The organism is Methanobrevibacter thaueri, assembly GCF_003111625.1.
Lineage (GTDB): Archaea > Methanobacteriota > Methanobacteria > Methanobacteriales > Methanobacteriaceae > Methanocatella > Methanocatella thaueri.
Genome location: NZ_MZGS01000022.1, coordinates 42,700 through 60,802 on the forward strand (window position 1 = coordinate 42,700; position 18,103 = coordinate 60,802).

At 35.7% G+C, this 18,103-nt stretch carries 19 protein-coding genes; 18 read left to right on the plus strand and 1 reads right to left on the minus strand.

Translation table 11 applies throughout. The features are described 5' to 3' along the window. The first annotated feature begins 1 nt into the window (after position 1). From MBBTH_RS05755 to MBBTH_RS05840, 18 genes are all read left to right on the plus strand, one after another. Entirely contained in the window at positions 2-1,045 is a 1,044-nt protein-coding gene (locus MBBTH_RS05755) for a hypothetical protein (RefSeq protein WP_116592109.1), read from the plus strand. Between the two features lie 7 nt (positions 1,046-1,052). Further along, positions 1,053-1,943 (plus strand): formylmethanofuran--tetrahydromethanopterin N-formyltransferase, encoded by an 891-nt coding sequence (locus MBBTH_RS05760; RefSeq protein WP_116592110.1) that lies wholly within the window; start codon positions 1,053-1,055, stop codon positions 1,941-1,943. 9 nt (positions 1,944-1,952) lie between these two features. Then, on the plus strand, positions 1,953-2,885 hold the full coding sequence (locus tag MBBTH_RS05765; protein WP_116592111.1) for a carbohydrate kinase family protein: 933 nt from the start codon (positions 1,953-1,955) through the stop codon (positions 2,883-2,885). 38 nt (positions 2,886-2,923) lie between these two features. After that, positions 2,924-3,751, plus strand: a complete 828-nt coding sequence (locus MBBTH_RS05770; protein WP_116592112.1) for a 4Fe-4S binding protein — start codon at positions 2,924-2,926, stop codon at positions 3,749-3,751. Positions 3,752-3,766: 15 nt separating this feature from the next. Beyond that, positions 3,767-4,402 carry a CBS domain-containing protein gene (locus MBBTH_RS05775; RefSeq protein WP_116592113.1) on the plus strand — a complete coding sequence of 212 codons (636 nt, stop codon included), beginning with the start codon at positions 3,767-3,769 and terminating at the stop codon, positions 4,400-4,402. A gap of 226 nt (positions 4,403-4,628) precedes the next feature. After that, a complete protein-coding gene (locus tag MBBTH_RS05780; RefSeq protein WP_116592114.1) occupies positions 4,629-6,506 on the plus strand; it encodes a cysteine peptidase family C39 domain-containing protein in 1,878 nt (625 codons plus the stop codon). Positions 6,507-6,606: 100 nt separating this feature from the next. Further along, positions 6,607-7,248 (plus strand): queuosine precursor transporter, encoded by a 642-nt coding sequence (locus tag MBBTH_RS05785; protein WP_116592115.1) that lies wholly within the window; start codon positions 6,607-6,609, stop codon positions 7,246-7,248. Between the two features lie 357 nt (positions 7,249-7,605). Then, the gene (locus MBBTH_RS05790; protein WP_116592116.1) at positions 7,606-8,895 is read left to right on the plus strand and encodes a uracil-xanthine permease family protein; all 1,290 of its coding nucleotides are present in this window, start codon (positions 7,606-7,608) and stop codon (positions 8,893-8,895) included. Further along, positions 8,888-9,514, plus strand: coding sequence for a uracil phosphoribosyltransferase (gene upp, locus MBBTH_RS05795; protein WP_116592117.1), 627 nt, complete (start codon positions 8,888-8,890; stop codon positions 9,512-9,514). The genes MBBTH_RS05790 and upp overlap by 8 nt, the downstream gene beginning before the upstream one ends. 38 nt (positions 9,515-9,552) lie before the next feature. Further along, positions 9,553-9,978 carry an EamA family transporter gene (locus tag MBBTH_RS05800; protein WP_207773337.1) on the plus strand — a complete coding sequence of 142 codons (426 nt, stop codon included), beginning with the start codon at positions 9,553-9,555 and terminating at the stop codon, positions 9,976-9,978. A 12-nt stretch (positions 9,979-9,990) separates the two neighbouring features. After that, positions 9,991-10,086, plus strand: coding sequence for a zinc ribbon domain-containing protein (locus MBBTH_RS05805; protein ID WP_116592118.1), 96 nt, complete (start codon positions 9,991-9,993; stop codon positions 10,084-10,086). Between the two features lie 242 nt (positions 10,087-10,328). Beyond that, the gene (locus MBBTH_RS05810) at positions 10,329-12,422 is read left to right on the plus strand and encodes a right-handed parallel beta-helix repeat-containing protein (RefSeq protein ID WP_116592119.1); all 2,094 of its coding nucleotides are present in this window, start codon (positions 10,329-10,331) and stop codon (positions 12,420-12,422) included. A 128-nt stretch (positions 12,423-12,550) separates the two neighbouring features. Continuing rightward, positions 12,551-13,639, plus strand: a complete 1,089-nt coding sequence (locus tag MBBTH_RS05815; protein WP_243409725.1) for a tocopherol cyclase family protein — start codon at positions 12,551-12,553, stop codon at positions 13,637-13,639. Next, entirely contained in the window at positions 13,636-14,334 is a 699-nt protein-coding gene (locus MBBTH_RS05820; RefSeq protein ID WP_116592121.1) for a diacylglycerol/polyprenol kinase family protein, read from the plus strand. The genes MBBTH_RS05815 and MBBTH_RS05820 overlap by 4 nt, the downstream gene beginning before the upstream one ends. A 126-nt stretch (positions 14,335-14,460) precedes the next feature. Next, a complete protein-coding gene (locus MBBTH_RS05825; RefSeq protein WP_116592122.1) occupies positions 14,461-14,712 on the plus strand; it encodes a 2TM domain-containing protein in 252 nt (83 codons plus the stop codon). Between the two features lies 1 nt (position 14,713). Further along, positions 14,714-14,986 (plus strand): 2TM domain-containing protein, encoded by a 273-nt coding sequence (locus MBBTH_RS05830; protein ID WP_116592123.1) that lies wholly within the window; start codon positions 14,714-14,716, stop codon positions 14,984-14,986. 3 nt (positions 14,987-14,989) lie between these two features. Then, positions 14,990-15,430 carry a LytTR family DNA-binding domain-containing protein gene (locus MBBTH_RS05835; RefSeq protein WP_116592124.1) on the plus strand — a complete coding sequence of 147 codons (441 nt, stop codon included), beginning with the start codon at positions 14,990-14,992 and terminating at the stop codon, positions 15,428-15,430. An 8-nt stretch (positions 15,431-15,438) separates the two neighbouring features. Beyond that, positions 15,439-15,867 carry a DUF3021 domain-containing protein gene (locus MBBTH_RS05840; RefSeq protein WP_116592125.1) on the plus strand — a complete coding sequence of 143 codons (429 nt, stop codon included), beginning with the start codon at positions 15,439-15,441 and terminating at the stop codon, positions 15,865-15,867. Between the two features lie 9 nt (positions 15,868-15,876). Here the strand turns inward: MBBTH_RS05840 and MBBTH_RS10995 are convergent, their stop codons facing one another. Then, positions 15,877-17,466, minus strand: coding sequence for a right-handed parallel beta-helix repeat-containing protein (locus tag MBBTH_RS10995; RefSeq protein WP_207773339.1), 1,590 nt, complete (start codon positions 17,464-17,466; stop codon positions 15,877-15,879). Positions 17,467-18,103 lie beyond the last annotated feature (637 nt).

An 18,103-nucleotide genomic window follows, 5' to 3' on the forward strand; every position in this document is an offset into this window, starting at 1 on the left:
AATGTTTGAAAAATCATTTATTACAGACTGTGAAGGTCCATTGACCTTAAATGACAATGCATTTGAGTTAGTAGCCAATTTCATTGAGGATGGTGGCGAATTATTCAAGATTCTCAGTTTGTATGATGATTATCTGGCGGATGTTGTTCATAAGGAGAACTATAAGGCAGGCAATACGTTGAAATTGATCTTGCCTTTCTTTGTGGTTGAAAACCTTAGGAACAGTGATCTGGTTGAGTTTTCCCAAAAGCATATCTGCTCAGTCAGCGACTCAAAATTCCTGTTGGAATACTTGAAGGGAACTATGAATACTTATATTGTAAGTACCAGTTATGGCCAATATATTGAAGCTGTATCCAATTATATGGAAGTTCCATTTGAAAATACATTTTATACAAATGTAGATATGGATGCGCTCACTCTTTCAAGTGAAGAGATTGAAAAAATAATTGAATTTAAAAGGACAATACTTGAAAACCCTACAGACTACGAACTCTTCGATGATATATTCTTCGCCCAGATTACCAAAATGGGAATATATGAAAACATCAAGGAAATAGAAGTGGTCGGAGGTCAAGGCAAAAAGTTAGCCATTGACGATATAATTGAAAGGGACGGCATTGACATCAACGAGATACTCTACATAGGAGACAGCATAACTGATGTGGAGCCTTTGGATTTCGCACGAAAAAACAATGGAGTAAGCATATCATTCAATGGAAATGAATATCCTTTAAAAGTGGCTGAAATCGCAATTGTGTCTCCAAGTGCAGTGACAACAGCGGTAATAGCTGATGTTTATGCCAAAAACGATAAAGATAAAGTATTGGAATTTATTGATGATTACAACATTTCAAAAGATTATGAAAAACTTTTAGGTGACTACAATATTGATGAAAATATCAAAAACAAGTTTTTCTCAATTTTCAAGGATGAATATCCATTGATTAAAATAATCACAGATGAAAACTATGAGGAAATATTAAAGGTCAGCAAGGAAATGAGAAACAATATTCGTGGTCAAGATATAGGTGAACTAGGATAGTGTAAAAATGGATTATGATAAAGTAGAAGACACATTCTTTGAAGCATTTCAAGGAAAATATGTAAGAGCATTAATCACCGGCCCTACAGAAAAGATTGTAAAAAGGGCAGCATATGATTCAACCTCAACCCCAAGCGCAGTCATCGGAAGGGTTGAAGGGGGTGTGGAAGGATTCCTTGATGAATCACAAACACCTGATGGAAGATTTGGAGCCATTGTGCAATACTGGCTAGGTGGCGACGATGTTGAAAAATTCGCATTTGAACTGTCCTACAGGTTAAGGCAGGATGTGTTGGTCAAGCCATTCACACGTATCTTCGATTGGTCAGACAAAGACAGTGACGAGTATATTGAAATGATGGACATTGTAGGTCACTGCGGCGATGGGTACGAATGGATTGTAGAGGAATATGGAAGAAAAATGATCAATGTGCCGATTGCAGTGCCTGATTTCCACATTGAGGAAAAGTTCAAGATAAATGACGGAACCATGGGAGGAAACTTCTGGTACCTATGTGAAACTCCCGAAGCAGTGCTTGAAGCGGGAGAAGCAATAATTGAAGCTATTATGAATGTGGAAGGTGCAACAGCACCATTCGATATCTGTTCAGCAGCTTCAAAACCTGAAACAAATTTTCCTGAAATCGGTCCGACAACAAATCACGTTTACTGTCCTTCTTTAAAGGAACGCTTAGGTGATGAATCCAAGGTTCCGGAAGGAGTTAACTACATTCCTGAAGTTGTGATAAATGCCATTGATGAGGAATCAATGAACAATGCTGTCAAAGCAGGAATTGATGCAGCTTTGGAGTTTGATGGTGTTATAAAAATATCTGCAGGTAATTTCGAAGGTAAACTTGGAGATAAAAACATTAATTTATTAGATATCTTAAAGTAAGGTTTTAAAATGGAAATATTTGACAACGATTTAAATGCAGAGGTCATAGGATTCGGAGCATTGAATGTTGATAAGCTATACTCTGTGGAAAACATAGCCTCAAAAGATGAGGAAAGCTTCATTAAGGGTGAAACCGATACTCCAGGAGGTTCTGCAGCAAATACTATGGTGGGTTTGTCAAGATTAGGATGTTCCACTTCAATAATTGGAAAGATTGCCGAGGATGATGATGGAGATTTGATTGAATACAATTTGGCAATCAATGGAATTTACACTAATAATTTGATTTACTCAGAAACGGGCGCTACCGGAAAATGCCTGGGATTTGTGGATTCCAATGGCGAAAGGTGCCTGTACATCGACCCGGGTGTCAACGATGAAATCAGACTGGATGAAATAAACCCGTTAAACATCATGAGGTGTAAGATAATGCATTACACATCATTTGTTGGTGATTCATTCAACACCCAAATTGAATTGTTGGATTTGCTTAACAAGGAATGCATATTAAGCTTCGATCCAGGAATGCTGTATGTCCAAAAGGGTTTTGATGAGTTAAAGCCTATACTTGATAGAACCGATATCCTGTTAATCAATGAATCAGAATTAAGATTATTATGTAATAATAATGAATCCTCCCTAAAGGAACTGGCTATTGGATTTTTAGACATGGGAATTGAAACTGTTGTTATAAAGCAAGGCTCAAAAGGAGTGTTTGCAATGAACAACAATGAGACTTGCGAGGTCGAGTCCTACAAATGTGATGTTGTGGACACCACCGGAGCGGGAGACAGCTTCAACAGCGGATTCTTATATTCCTATTTGAAAGGTTACGATTTGGGAAAATCATGCCAAATCGGTAATTGGGTGGCCAGTAAGGCTATTGAAGGATTCGGAATGGAAAAATTCCCGTCTCTAAAGGATTTGGAGGATTTTTTCTGAAATTAAGTTTATGAAAAAATTATTTAGTTGGTATTAAAATGAATGTATCTTTTATAAAACAGATGAAAAACTTGGAACGCGAAGTTTTATTGAAATCTGTTGAATTAGATGATGACGGTGACGATTTCCAATTTGAACTGGACAATTTCAGTGCAGAGGAGGAAATCATTGCTGTGGCACCTAGATGTGTAAGATGTAATACTTGTGTTGGTGAATGTCCAGTTAATGCAATCGAACCAGCTAATATTTTTAGAATAGCTAAGATTACTGACAAATGCGTAAAATGTGAAATCTGTGTACAGTCATGTCCGGTTTCAGCAATCAAATTAATCAGTAATTCAGTTATTTATAATGATGAGGATGAACGTGACGTCATCGAGTATGACCTGGCAAATATCCGTTATCCTCACAGAGTAGTTCGTATGAATAGTATTTCAATTGACTATTCAGTTGATAATAATTGGGATGATTGTGCAACTCTATGTCCGACAAACGCATTCACTCTTGAGTTCAAGGAATTCTTTGAGAATCGGGATATGGATGTCGGAATCGAATTGATCGATGACGAGCTATATCCATACATTAACGAGAATATGTGTATTGGATGTGGAGCTTGCAAAGAGATCTCACTAAATAACTTTGCGATTGAATTGGATAGATACATCGGACCTATTCATCATTCCAGGTTCATTGATGTAAACTACGATTCATGCGTAAATTGTTTTTTATGTGAGGAAAACTGCCCAACTGGTGCAATAGAATTAGTTGATGGCAAAGTTGTTCTAGACAATGACAAATGTATAAGATGCGTTCAATGCACTAATCATTGTCCTGTGGGAGCACTAAAAAGAATAGATATGAAATAAAAATGGGGTCTGTTTATGAAAGCAAAAGAATTAATGGATAAAAGTTTTGTATATTTAAACTGTGATGACAGTGTTGTCGATGCTTCAAAAGCAATGGAAGAAGTTAGACGTTTCACTTGTCCGGTTGTGAATGAAAATAAACAATTAGTAGGATGGATTACTTCCTTCGATATAACAAAAGGATTAAGAGATGGAAACGATAAAATCTCTGAGGTAATGAGCAGTGCAGAAGAGGTTTCAACAGTTCATGAAAATGATCCTGCAAGAAAAGCGGTAATCTTAACTGCAAACAACAAGTTCGTAACCGTGCCTGTCGTCAATGACGACAATCAGGTAATAGGTATGGTTCGCGCATGCGATATCGTGGAGCTATTGTCTGAACTTTATGACATTAAGGTCGTAAAACTGTATAAGGCAATGCAAAATCAGCTCAAGGGAGTAACCTGGGAAGAGCTAATGGCAGCATCCGCTTTGGTATCCAAGAAAACCACAGGTAAAAAGATTTCACCAGAGGAATACGAAGCAAATATCATGAATTCAACATTCGGAGAAGCGATATGGGCTACTGGTGGTCTTGAAAAATTCTTCGCAGGTTTAATTTCTGTTGGAGAACTGGTAATTGCACGTAGAGTAGGAAAAGCAAAAAGATAACCTTGTGAATATTCAACATAAATCAATTCATAAACACGACTAAAAATTCATTAAGAATTATTCACAATTTCGATTAAATGAGTTAAAAGCTACAAAATGGATGTTTTGTCTTTAAACTCATTTAACCCCATTACTACTAAAATCCCTTGGATTTTAGACAATTCACTACTTTTTCATTAATTATTTATATCAACCTAAACAAAAATTATATTGATTAGGTGAATATATGCATTTTGATAAGAGATTTTTAATTGTTTTAATTGTTTTCTTTTTCATCAGTATTGCAGCGGTCTCAGCCAATGACTTAAATTCAACAGAAAGCATCGAAATGGATTGCAACGACACTTCAAGCATTGGTGAAGTGGACAGCAGCGCTGATGATTTGGCTGAAGGCAATGCAACGGGAAACGATAGCGCAAGCGTCGAAAAGACAACACCTAAGATAACTGTCGAATCAAAAACAGTTTACAGTAAGGACACCTTGTTCGTTCATCTGAAAAATGCTACAGGCGGCGTTTTAAAACATAAAAAGCTGACAGCACAGATTGGCGGCAAGAGCTATTATCTCACAACCGATTCGCAGGGTGTTGCCAAATTAAAGATCAATCTGGATGCAAAAAAATATAAGTTGACAATCTCCTTTGATGGGGATGAGGATTATAATTCTATTTCTAAAAAATTCAACATCAAGGTCATCAAGCTGAAAACAAGAATCACCGAGTCCGCAAACTTCGTTGTCAGGGGAAAATATTTGTATTTCCATCTGACAGATATCCATGGGGATAGGGTTTCAGGCAAAAAAATTACCATCAAATACAATGGAAAGACCTATAACAAAAAGACAAACAGGTACGGCACTGTCAAAATAAAGATAAATGCCCAGAAGTCCAGATATCCAATAAAGGCCAAATTCAAGACAGATAGTCAATATGTCGGGTCATCCAAGTATCTCAAGTTTTATGTGACCTCCTCAAGGTCAATCAATATTGCCAACACCAAACTGCTTTCAAACGGATACATTAGGGTTTACTTGAAGGTTGCAGGCAAGGCGGTCAGCAAAAAGGTCACATTGACAATCGGCGGCAAAAAAATAGCCAAAAAGGCCAATTCGGAAGGGATAGTTGTCATCAAACCTGCAGTTAAGGCAGGACATTATGTTGTGAAGGCAAATGTGGGCAAGTATTATTCCAAAAGGGGCCTCAAATGTTTTGAAGGAAACGTTAGGGATCCGTTGAAGGAAAGCATTCCTCTGAAAGGTGGAGTTCCTGATGTTGACTTGATGCCTGGAAACTATGTCATGGGAGATGAAAACGGAAAGTACACCCTTACAAAATCACAGTATAAAGAGGTTTTAAAAAGGGACAGTCATTGTCTGTTTTTGAACAGCAAATTGACCAAATACACATTTTTCAAAACCAAAAATCATCCGAAATTGAATCACATCATCAAGCGTGAGAAATGGAACGTGATTGAAAGGGAAATCATTACAAAGCTTGTTAAAAAGAACAAGAAGGATTACTGGCCGGGAAAGGTCACCGTTTCACTTAAGGGAAAATCTTATATCTATCCGGAGGTTCGTGACGTTCAGGCCACAAGTTATACCTGCGGACCCGCTTCTGCAAGCATGTGCACCCAGGTCCTGAAAAATTACATGTGCGAAAGCCACATTTCCCATCTTGCAGACTCCAAGAGAGGGGAGGGCACAAGCTGCGGCGACATGATCAACGCCTTGCAGAAGAACAACTTCATTTGCAAGTATTTTTATAAGTCCACATTCAAGAACGCATTGGATGAGCTTAAAAATGGAGGGGCAGCCCTGATTTTCCATGCAAACTATCATTATGTCAGTATATTGGATATCAGCAGTGACGGCAAGAAGGTCCTGGTGAGCAATTCCTACGGCACTTACGATGGCATTCCAACCAAATGGGTTTCTGTTAGCTTCATGAAGAAAAAATTCTCTCCAAAATGGGATGAAAGCCTCATTGTCAAGCTTAATTATGATTTGTCAGATTCAACCAAGAATAGTGTCAACAGCTATTATCACAGTTTCGGCACCAATTGGCACAAGCACAGCACCAGTCAAAAAATCGGCAGAATCTGATGATTAAACTGTCATTTATCTTTTTTTCATTCTTACTTGAGTAAAGTCAAATAACGTGGATAAATAGCTTTAAATACTTTAAAACTTAATATAATCTTGTATGGATTTGAATTTCGACTTTACTGAAAAAAGAGTAATAATTACTGCATTTTTCTGTATGGCATTCACCATAGCAAACTTAATAACTGTTAAAATCATTAATATAGGATTTTTAGGTATGGAAACTCCTGCTGGAGTGTTAATATATCCTTTAGTATATATCCTTACTAACGTAATTGCAGATGTTTACGGTGAGAGAACAGCACAAAGAACCATTATATTGGGTATTGCTGTTGACGTATTGTTTGTGTTCATGACAACCTTAATATTATTCTTGCCTTCCCCAGACTTCTTTACTGGAGACTCAAGCTTAGCATTTGTATTTACCCAAACCCCAAGAATCCTTGTGGCATCTTACATCAGTTACTTAATCGGTAACTTCGCAAACGCAAGAATGACCACTATTGTTAACAGAGGAAGAGATTACTCTTCCGTTTTAAACTTTGGAGTCATTGGTATAAGCCAATTAATCGATAACTTCGTATTCATTGGTTTAGCTTTCGTCGGTGTATACTCACCTATCGAAATCTTGATAATGATCTTCTCACATTGGGTTTTAAGTTTGATTTGGACTGTAATCGCTCAACCATTTACAACTATGACTGTAAAATGGGCTGAAAAAGGAAAACCTGCAGAAGCTTAAAAATTTTAATGGGAAATCATTTCCCACTTTTTTTAATTTTTTTCTACAAATTTTTTAAAAAAACTTGAATTTTCTATAATTTTTTATATATATTTTAATCTTTTTCTAATAATTTTGAAAATACTTTAATTTTTTATAATTTTTATTCATATATTGATTTTTTCTAATAAATTTTGAAAAAAGTAAATATTTTATACTTTTATTCAGAAATATAATATTAATCAGAAATTGTTATAGATTATTTAAAATATTATTTAATAATTTTTAGATATTTTTAAATTTATTATAAAATATTCAATAATATTTTTAAAGTAATTAATCAATTTATGATAAAATGAAGGAAATTTTGTGATATGTATGGTAGAAATAAATACTAATATGCTACTTGGCACTGGTGACAAGCCTTCTCCTCTTAGGTGGCTTTTGCTTGCTGTTCAGCATGTATGTGCAATGTTTGGGGCAACAATTCTGGTCCCTATCGTTGTAAACACCACAGCAGGTGCAGATATTTTATCAATCCCTGTAGCATTGGTTTCATCTGGTTTAGGTACTCTGATTTATCTTGTTTGTACCCGTAATAGAAGCCCAGTATATCTGGGAAGTTCGTTTGCTTTCATTGCTCCTATGGTTGCAGGTTATGCGATTGGAGGTACTGGAAGTGTATTTACTGCATTGATGATTGTAGGTATTGTTTATGTGATTATCTCATTGATTATTCGCATGTCTGGTCCTGGATGGATTAATAAGCTATTGCCTCCGGTTGTTGTCGGGCCGATGATTATGGTAATCGGTTTGTCACTTGCTCCAACAGCTATTCAGGAAATCGGATTGGACTTGACTGTGGTTCCATTTACAAACCTGGTCGTTGCTATGGTTGCATTCATAATGACTGCCCTTGTTGCGGTTCGTGGAAGAGGAATCCAGCAGGTAATTCCATTTTTAATAGGCATTATCTTTGGTTATATTGCCGCAGCATTGCTTGGTATGGTGGACTTTGCTCCAGTATGGAGCGCTCATGTAATTGAAATTCCTAAATTCTACTTGCCGATAATGCATTATGATTTAAACTTTGCAGCGGTCCTTACAATTGTCCCTATTGCCCTTGTAACAATGGTAGAGCATGTAGGGGACCATAAGGTATTGAGTGAGATTATTGGCCGTGATTTGATTGAAGATCCTGGTCTTCAAAGAACCCTTCTCGGTGACGGTCTTGCAACATTTTTAGCAGCATTCCTTGGAGGTCCTGCGAACACAACCTATGGTGAAAACACTTCTGTTGTTGGAATGACTCGTGTGGCATCCACTTATGTTATTGGTCTTGCTGCATTAATTGCAATAGTATTTGCATTTTCAGGACATTTGACCGCCCTTTTAACTGCAATTCCTCAACCGGTTCTTGGTGGTATCTCCATATTGTTATACGGATTTATTTGTGTCAATGGTCTTAAAATATTAATCCATAACCAAGTTGACTTTAACAACACCAAAAACGTTGTTGTTGCAGCAACAATGCTTGTTTTAGGTTTGGGTGGTGCAGCATTATCCCTTGCATACGGAGACTTGTCCATATCCATTTCAGGTATGTCTCTTGCAGCAATTACAGGTGTGGTATTGAACCTTATTGTACCGGAGGAAAAACATGAATGAGAAAGTACTAAATCATCCATTGATAACTCATAAGCTTGCTCTGTTAAGAGATGTTGGTACTGGAACTAAGGTATTTAGAGAATTGGTTACTGAAATATCAATATTTGTAATGTATGAAGCTATGAGGGATGCTAAACTTGAAGAAACAACAATTGAAACACCTTTAGAAAAAATGGAAACTGGAATGTTGAACGAAGACCATTATGCGGTTGTACCAATCCTCAGGGCAGGTATGGGTATGGTTGATGGGATCTTAAATGTCATTCCAAATGCAAAAATAGGCCATATTGGTCTTTATAGGGATGAGGAAACATTCCAGCCTGTCGAATACTACTATAAAATGCCTGAAGGAATCGCTGATAGGGAAGTTTTAGTGATTGACCCTATGCTTGCAACAGGTGGAAGTGCATCTGCAACCATTTCAAGACTTAAGCAAGACGGAGTAACAAGAGTTAAGTTGTTATGTATTGTAGCCGCTCCTCAAGGTATTAAACGCATTGAAGATGACCATCCGGATGTTCAAATCTTCTGTGCGACTGTAGACAGGGAACTGAACGAAAACGCATACATCCTACCGGGCCTTGGAGATGCAGGAGACAGGGTATACGGTACAAAATAGTGAAGTTCAACTTCACTAACCTTCTTTTTTTTGATATTATGTGGAATTTAATCTGGCCAATATTAATAGTACTTCTTTCAAATACTTTCTATAACATATGCATGAAATCAATGCCTGCAGACGTCAATCCCTTTGGGGCCTTGATGGTCACTTATCTGGTTGCAGCAATTATCTCAGCTGTAATCTTCGTATTTTCACTGGGACCGTCAAACATAAGTGTGGGATTGTCCAAAATCAATTGGACTTCCGTTGTTTTGGCATTGGCTATTGTAGGCCTTGAAGTTGGATACGTGTTTGTCTATCGTGCCGGCTGGGCCGTAAGCACTGCAAGCGTCGTGGCCAATATAGGTCTTGCATGTGTGCTTTTGGTTGTCGGATATTTCCTATACAGGGAAAACGTTTCAATGCAACAGATTTTAGGAATATTTGTCTGTATGTTTGGATTAATCTTGATTAATTTGTAGGAGGTAATAGCAATGATTTGTCCTAGATGTGGTTCATTTATTGATGCTGGAGAGCCATGCTGTCCTAACTGCGGGTATGATGGATCTGACGATGAAGATGATTATTAATCTGTTATTTTTCCATTATTTTTTTATAATTTATCGATATGATAAGTTTATACATCATTTAAAATTAAATTTTATTAAATTCATTATTTTAATTATAGTCTAATGTTTCTTTTCTTAATTTAACATATTCAATTTTTTAATTAGAATATGTCAATATATATACTATTAAATATTATATATTATATTATGAGGATTATTTTCAATAATTATCTCTTACAAATTGAGCATAAAGGAGGTGAAACATGGATAAAAAAATACTATTAATGTTATTGATTGCATTTACTTTACTAACGATGAATGTGTGTGTCGCTCAGGAATTGGATAATTCTACAAGTGATGTCCTTGAAATCGATAGTGATTCAGTTCAAAGCCTTGAAGCGGCTAATGATACTGACATACTGCAGGCTTCTGGTGTTAGCACTCATTTTGATGTTGAGAGCGCCACCGAATTTGATGTCATTGGGGATTATTTCAAGGTAAAATTAGCAGATGAGAATAATAATGTCCTTAAAAACGCTAAAGTAACTTTCAAAGTAAACGGGAAAACTTACACTCACAACACTGACTCATCAGGTATAGCCTCACTCCAGCTCAGATTGAATGATGGAACTTATAAGATAGTTTCCAAATATGCTGGAAACTCAAACTATAAGGCTTCAAGCCTGACCACAACTGTTAAAATGAACAACATCCGTGTTGTTGATGGTGGATTAAGCAGTTCAGAGATTCAAAGCATCATAGACAATGCCAAGCCAAACAATGTTATATTGTTTAAGGGATCAAGCTATTCCGGTATCAACTTGGTAATTACTAAGTCATTGACATTGCAAAGTAATGTGAATACAGTCTTGAAATCAAGTTCCGGACCTGTAATTACAATCAAGGGTAAAACAGCTTCACTCACTACCATAAAAGGATTCAATATTCAAAGTGGTGGTGACGGAATTGCCGTTCAGGATGCTGATTATGTAAAAATCTACAATAATGACATATCAGGCAAGGGCAACGGTATTGTTGCAACAGGGACCAAATATCTGAATGTCACTAAAAATGACATTGTCAGAAACTCTAAAAGCGGAATATCCCTGGCGGATTCTACATATGCCTACATTTTTAGCAATAAAATATCCAATAATGGTGTAAATGGTATTGAAATGGCCAAATCAAGCAATGTTTATGTTCATGGGAACACTATTTCAAACAATAGGGAAAATGGAGTTTATCTGGCTAAAAAGATAAACGGCATAAATTATGCTGAAGGCCCTTCAGGAGTCCACATTACCAAAAACACCATTGAAAAAAATGGTGAAAATGGTATTTATGTTTCGAAAGCGGGAAATAACATAAACATTAAAGGCAATTCGATTGAATCCAATACAGAAAGTGGTATTTCAATATCTTCTATTGGCAGCAATAAAATCCAATCAAATGTAATATCATCTAATGGTTATGTGGGCATAAAATTCAATGATGAATATGTTAAACCAAAAAATCAGGATATTACTTATAATGCTATTGTGGGAAATGGGCATCGTGAAATTGAAGCAAAAGAGACTTATTATAACGAAAATGGTGAAAGATTAGAAGTTGGCGATAATTGGTATGGTGATGCAGGATTAATATGTCCTAAAATCAAAACAAGTAAAATAAAATTCACCGTGACCCAAACAGGTCCAAATCAATTCCAAGCAGCATTCTTTGACTCAAACGGTAATTTGGCTAGTTTACTTCCGGATAGAACTTTATCCTACAAGACAAATAATGGTAAAAGTATAACATTAACCATTAGTGGAGGAATAGCCACATTCACTGTGGATGCAAACAATGGGGATATTATCAAAGCTATTGTGGATTCTTCCAGGAGAGACAATGAGTATAATGCTGACATCACGTCTTCTTCACAATCAATTAATGGAAAAGCTCCAACATATGATTATCCTCCAATTCCAGACTATCAAATATATGAAGATATTGAGGGTGGTGATGGATTAGGTGGATATGCTAATGGCGGAAATGGAAAATTGTCTCAAGGTAGCGATTCTGATGGAAACTCTACTCACAGTCAGAAAGCAAATCCCTCAAACAGTGCAAATGATCCTGTAAATGATGTTTCACAAAGTTATGATGTTTCAGATGCAGTATCACAGGCAGGAGCATCACAACCAAGTTCCGGAGATAGTGGAAATCCAGGTTCACAATCTGTTGTTAAACAAATTTTAATTGATGAAGATGAATTCTTTAAAGTAACTGGTATTTCATTCATTTTGCTGTTGATATTATTATCTGTCGGTTTTTATTATCGTGAAGATATAAAAGAAATGAATTCCAAAAGATAATTCATCTTATTTTTCTTATTTTTCCTTGTTTTCATAATAAATTATTTAAAAGATTTTAAATAAATATCATATTATCTTACTTTTGGAGGATAAATATGAATAAAAGTGATTTGAAAAGAGATTATTTTATGCTTAAAGGTCCTCTTGCTAAAAAAGGTTATGACTGGTGGTGGCATTCTTTCACCGGTTATAATAAAAAGACTGGTGAAGCGAGACCATTTTTCATAGAATACTTTACATGTAATCCGGCATTGGCTGAAGACGAACCTGTTCTTGGTCAGGACCCTGAAAACCAAAAGACCGGAAAAAGACCATCATACTGTATGATTAAGGCAGGAGCATATGGTAAAGACCCAAAACAAATCCACAATTTTTACTCAATGAAATATTTCAATTGTCCTGATGATGAATTGAATATTCAGGTGGGGGATTGCAGTCTAACAGAAACACATATGAGTGGATTTTCAAGAGTGTCTGAAGAGGATGCCAAAAATCACCCGGAATACATGTCTGATGCTGGAGACATGATGTGGGATTTGGATATTGATAAGCAAATCACATTTAACGTAGGTTACGGTGCAAACTCACTATTCAGAAAATTGAATTCATTTGAAATGTTCTGGCATGCCGAAGGAATCAAGACCCAATACAGCGGAACCGTCTGGCTGGATGGGGAAGAATATGAAGTTATTCCTGAAAAATCATTCGGATATGCAGACAAGAACTGGGGTGGAGACTTCACCTCACCATGGCTTTGGATCTCCTCATGTAATATTACAAGCCTCATTTCTGGTAAAAAGCTAAACAACTCCGCATTCGAAGCAGGTGGTGGAAGACCAAAGGCATTCGGTATCGAATTGCCACGTAAGCTGTTAATAGGTTTTTACTACGAAGGAAAAATGTATGAATACAACTTCGCCAGATTCTGGAACATGGTTAACATTGACTTTGATTTCCAGGAGGGTGAAGACGTTCACACATGGCATGTAAATGCAAGCAACAGGAACTCCAGAATGGAGCTTGTGCTTTACTGCAAACGTGATGAGATGATGCTGTTCAACTATGAGGCTCCTGACGGTAAAAAGAGACACAACCGCTTGTGGAACGGTGGAAGCGGATACGGTGAAATCAAGCTGTTCAAGAAAGACGGAACATTGATTGACCATGTGAAAATCGAAAATGCCGGATGCGAATATGGGGAGTATGATGACGAATGATATTCTCTGATATCCTTGCATTAATCATAGTATATGTTTACGTTGCAGTCATTTTCGTTATAGCAGAAATGGTTTTAAAGACACGGCCTGAAGTTTCACGTAAGTTTTTACACATTATGGTAGGTAACATGATATTTGCCATGCCATTTTTTGCAGATCCGTGGACCATGGTCTGGTTTTTAACACTACCAATCACAATAGGACTATTCTTCTTAACTGAATATTCACCAATCAAGATAGAAAACAGCGTAACAGAATCCGGACATGCATTGGGATTGTTCTTCTATGCATTGATTTGGACAATATTGATTGCGATATTTGCAACAATCGCGCCTGCCAACGACCCTAAATATTACATCTGGATTGTTGCGCTAGCGATTGTTCCAATGGTATACGGTGACGGATTCGCAGCACTCATCGGTCAAAAGTTCGGAAAAGTCAAATACACAGTATTCGGAGGAACCAAATCTCTCGAAGGATCCCTTACAATGTTCGTGGTGACAACAGTAATGAGTGTATTTGTATGGATGGTTTTCGCATCAATCGGATGTACAATGCCTGAATTCAATATTGTCTATATCATAATGATTTCAGCCGTTGCAACATTATGTGAAGCATTCAGTTATGGTGGAATTGACAACCTTACAGTTCCGGCAATAACCGCAATTTTATATTATTTAGTAGCTGTATTATAGCTACTAATTTTAACTTCTTTTTTTTGCACTTCAGTAGGCATATTCTGCATCTTGGAAACATCGCCAAATAGCCATTTATATAGATTTTACCCAAGTTATATTATCGAATGGTGAATAGGTGATAAAATGGATTTAAGACAAAAGGCAGAACAAAGAGTTGACGCGAAAATCGAATTTCAAGAAAATTTATATAAATATCTGATTGTAAATGTAATAATAGCAGTCATTTGCCTATTATTCCTTAATAGTTTTTGGTTGTTATTCCTTGTGATGTTTTTCTGGGGGCTTGATGTTCTGGATAAGTTTTTCAAAGCCTATTCAATCAGAGATTACAGAGAGGATATGATAGAAAAAGAACTTTCAAGGATGGGTGAATAGAATGACAGACAGTTTACGTTTAAGAGCAGAAGAAAGAGTTGAAAGGAAAATAAAGTTTTATAAAAATCTACAGGCATACATAGTTGTCAATGCATTTTTGGCAGTCATTAACTGGCTATTCACACCGGAATTTTGGTGGGTGGCATTCCCGTTATTTTTCTGGGGAATAGGAGTATTTAAAGACTTTTTAATGGCATATGTATTTGTTGATAAGTTTAGTGAGGATTATAGGGAACGCAAAATCCAAGAGGAAATGGAAAAATTAGGGAACTAGATTATGAAGGTAAATTTATTTGTTTCAAGAGATATTGAAGAGCCTCATGCGGACATTCACACCAATGAGCTAACAGACAATATCACAAAAGCAATGTCAATTCTGGAAAGTGATGACACCAATGAGATATTGGCTGTTAAGAACGGATCAGACATCACACTTTTGCAATTTGATGATGTGTTCATGCTTAGGGTGGAGAATAAGCAGGTCAAGGTTTATGCGGAAAACAATGAATATCTAATCAGAAAACCGTTGTATCAGGTTGAAGAGTCATTAAGCGGCGATTTTGTCCGCATTTCAAAGACCACTATTGTCAATCTGAAAAAGATCAAACGTGTCGCCCCTTCACTTAAGGGAATGATGTTCATTGAACTTAAAAACGGTTTGAAGGACAATATCTCTAGAAAATATTTGCCTGATTTTAAGAATGCTTTGGATTTATAGGTGATTAAATGAATGTTTCAGATATAATTAAAAGTTTATCAATGGGTGCTTTTGTAGGTTGTTTCATTGGCCTTTTGGTTGCAGTTTTCATTTCCTTCCAGGTGGGGCCTCAAAATATTAGCTTTTCAGGCACTGACATTGTTAACCTGTTCTTTGGATGTATCGTTGCAGGTTGGGCGTTTTCCTTGACAGGATTAATCTATGAAAGGGAAGATGTGCCATTGCCTTTGCAGATAATATTCCAGATGGGCATTGGAATGACAGTGCTGTTTCTGGTAGCGATATACTTAAAGTGGATGCCTCTTGACCTTGGAATAGGGCCAATAATCACATGGGTTGCAATTGCTTGTGTATTTGCGGTGATTTTCTGGTGTGGTTTTTACATTTATTATTACTTGCTTGCCCGCAATTTAAATAAAAAAATAGTGAAAAAGTAAATAGTTAAGCTATTTACTCTCATTTTTGTTTCTTTTGTAACCAATGACTAACAAAATTAATGCAATAACTATAGCAATGAAATACTTAAGGTCTAAATTGCCTTGTTTTGCAACTGAACCTCCATTAGTCTTGTTCAACTCGTAGGCCTTGTCATCATCACCATGGGATGTTGAATTTCCCATAATTAATTGTTGATTAACATTACTTTCAATCAGGTTAGATTTGGCCTCAGAATGTATTGTATTGTTTTCATTACTTTCAATTGATTTTAATTTATCTGAATTTCTTAGAATATTTGAATTATTTAAATCATTTGAAACATGTTTGTTGGGATTATTTCCATTTTGATTGGATTCATGAGCTTTAAATTGACTTTTCAGATTGTTCATTGAATCATTTGGGAAAAAGTCTTTAATCAAATCGCCATATTTATCTAACAGATTCACATTTAGAATGCTGAACAGATTGGATTTGATTGTTGAAGAGACTCTGCTTCGGCTTGTCACATGGTTAGGGTCAATCACGGTTGAATCATTCGGATCTTCATCTCCCCAATCATTATCGTCGAATTTGGTATACAAATGATTAGCGTCTTTCCATTTGATAAATATCTCTTTGCCGTAAGGTGATGAATTGTTGGTGATTATGTTATTGTGGATATTTATCACGGTTTTTGCATCGTACATAGGTTGCTGTATGTAGAAAGACCCTCCTGTCTCTCCACCATCGTTATTGGTAATAATGGAATTTTCCAGATTTATATTTCCTGAAACCATAACTGCTCCACCGTTTGTTCCGGCAGTATTGTTCATGAAAATGCATCTGTTGATATGTGATTCGCCGGACCAGCTGTAATATGCTCCGCCCCATTCATCAGCATGATTGAACATGAAAATGCAGTCTTCAACATTTCCGAATCCGGAAACACTTACTCTTATTGCTCCGCCGTCTCTGTGTGCTGAATTATTGATGAAGACACAATTGTAAATGTAGGAATCCGCAAAGCAGGTTGTTACAGCTCCGCCGTCATGGCCCGCATGGTTGTTCATGAAAAATGAATTGTTCAACAGAAGATATCCTCTATGGGTTTCGTTTCCATAGTTTGAGATTCCTCCTGTATTTACGCTGGCGGTGTTATTTATGAAATAGCAATTGTCCACATATGCATGTCCTGTTTCCATGGAAATCGCTCCACCAAATCCCTCCACGTTTGCATTGATGAATGTCAAGTTTTTAAAGGTGACATGCACGCTATCATTTCTTATAAGAAAAATGCCTGACTTTTTTTCCCCATCGATGATAACATCAAGAGGATCTGCGTTTCCTTTTATCGTTAGATTTTTTGTTATTTCAAAATCGCTGATTTTGTAGGTTCCCTTTTCAAGCGTAATTATATCGTTATCATTGGCATCTGATAGCTCTTTAATTAACTTTGAAGATGAATCTACAGGGATTTCATCATTTTGAAGCTGATTTTCATCATATGAGGTCATATCAGTAGTTGAATTGGTAATATCTGTTGCATTTGCAGCAGAAATGCTCATCAAAATAATCATAATCAGCAGTATGAGATAATATCTTGCATTGATTGTTTTCACCTCCCTACTTTTTTTTAGAGAAACTATAGTTTTATTTATGAAAAATATGATATATAATTATTTTTATATCGATTTTTTCAAAATTTTAAAGATTTCATTAATTTTTAATTAAAATTTCATATGAATTCTTATTTGAACATATATTAGTTCCAAATCTATTTTTAATAGTTTGTTTATTATTTTATGATTGTTGTGATGTTTATTTTTATTTTAAAGAATTAATACTTTTTTTATCGTTATGAATTATTTTTCATATTTTTTTAATTTCTTTAAAAATCGTTAAAATAGTTATTAAAAGTTAAATAATTTTTATTTAATTATTTTTCATTTAAATATTTCTTTATTTTATTTATTAATATTAATATACTATTTTTTTTTTAAATTTAAATAATTTTTATTAAAATTTTTTATCATCGATAAACAACAAGATTTATATTACTTATCGATAAAAAATATTAAGTGACTAATATCTAATAAAAATGTTCAGATTAGGCATGATGATTTTTTTTATTTTTGAGGGCGACTCAAAATTAATTATTTTTTTTAAAAATTTTTTTGCATTAATTTTTATTATTTTTAGGTATTTTGTTTGTTGTTTTGGTGTATGAGTTCGTTTTGTATTGTTTCGTTGTATATT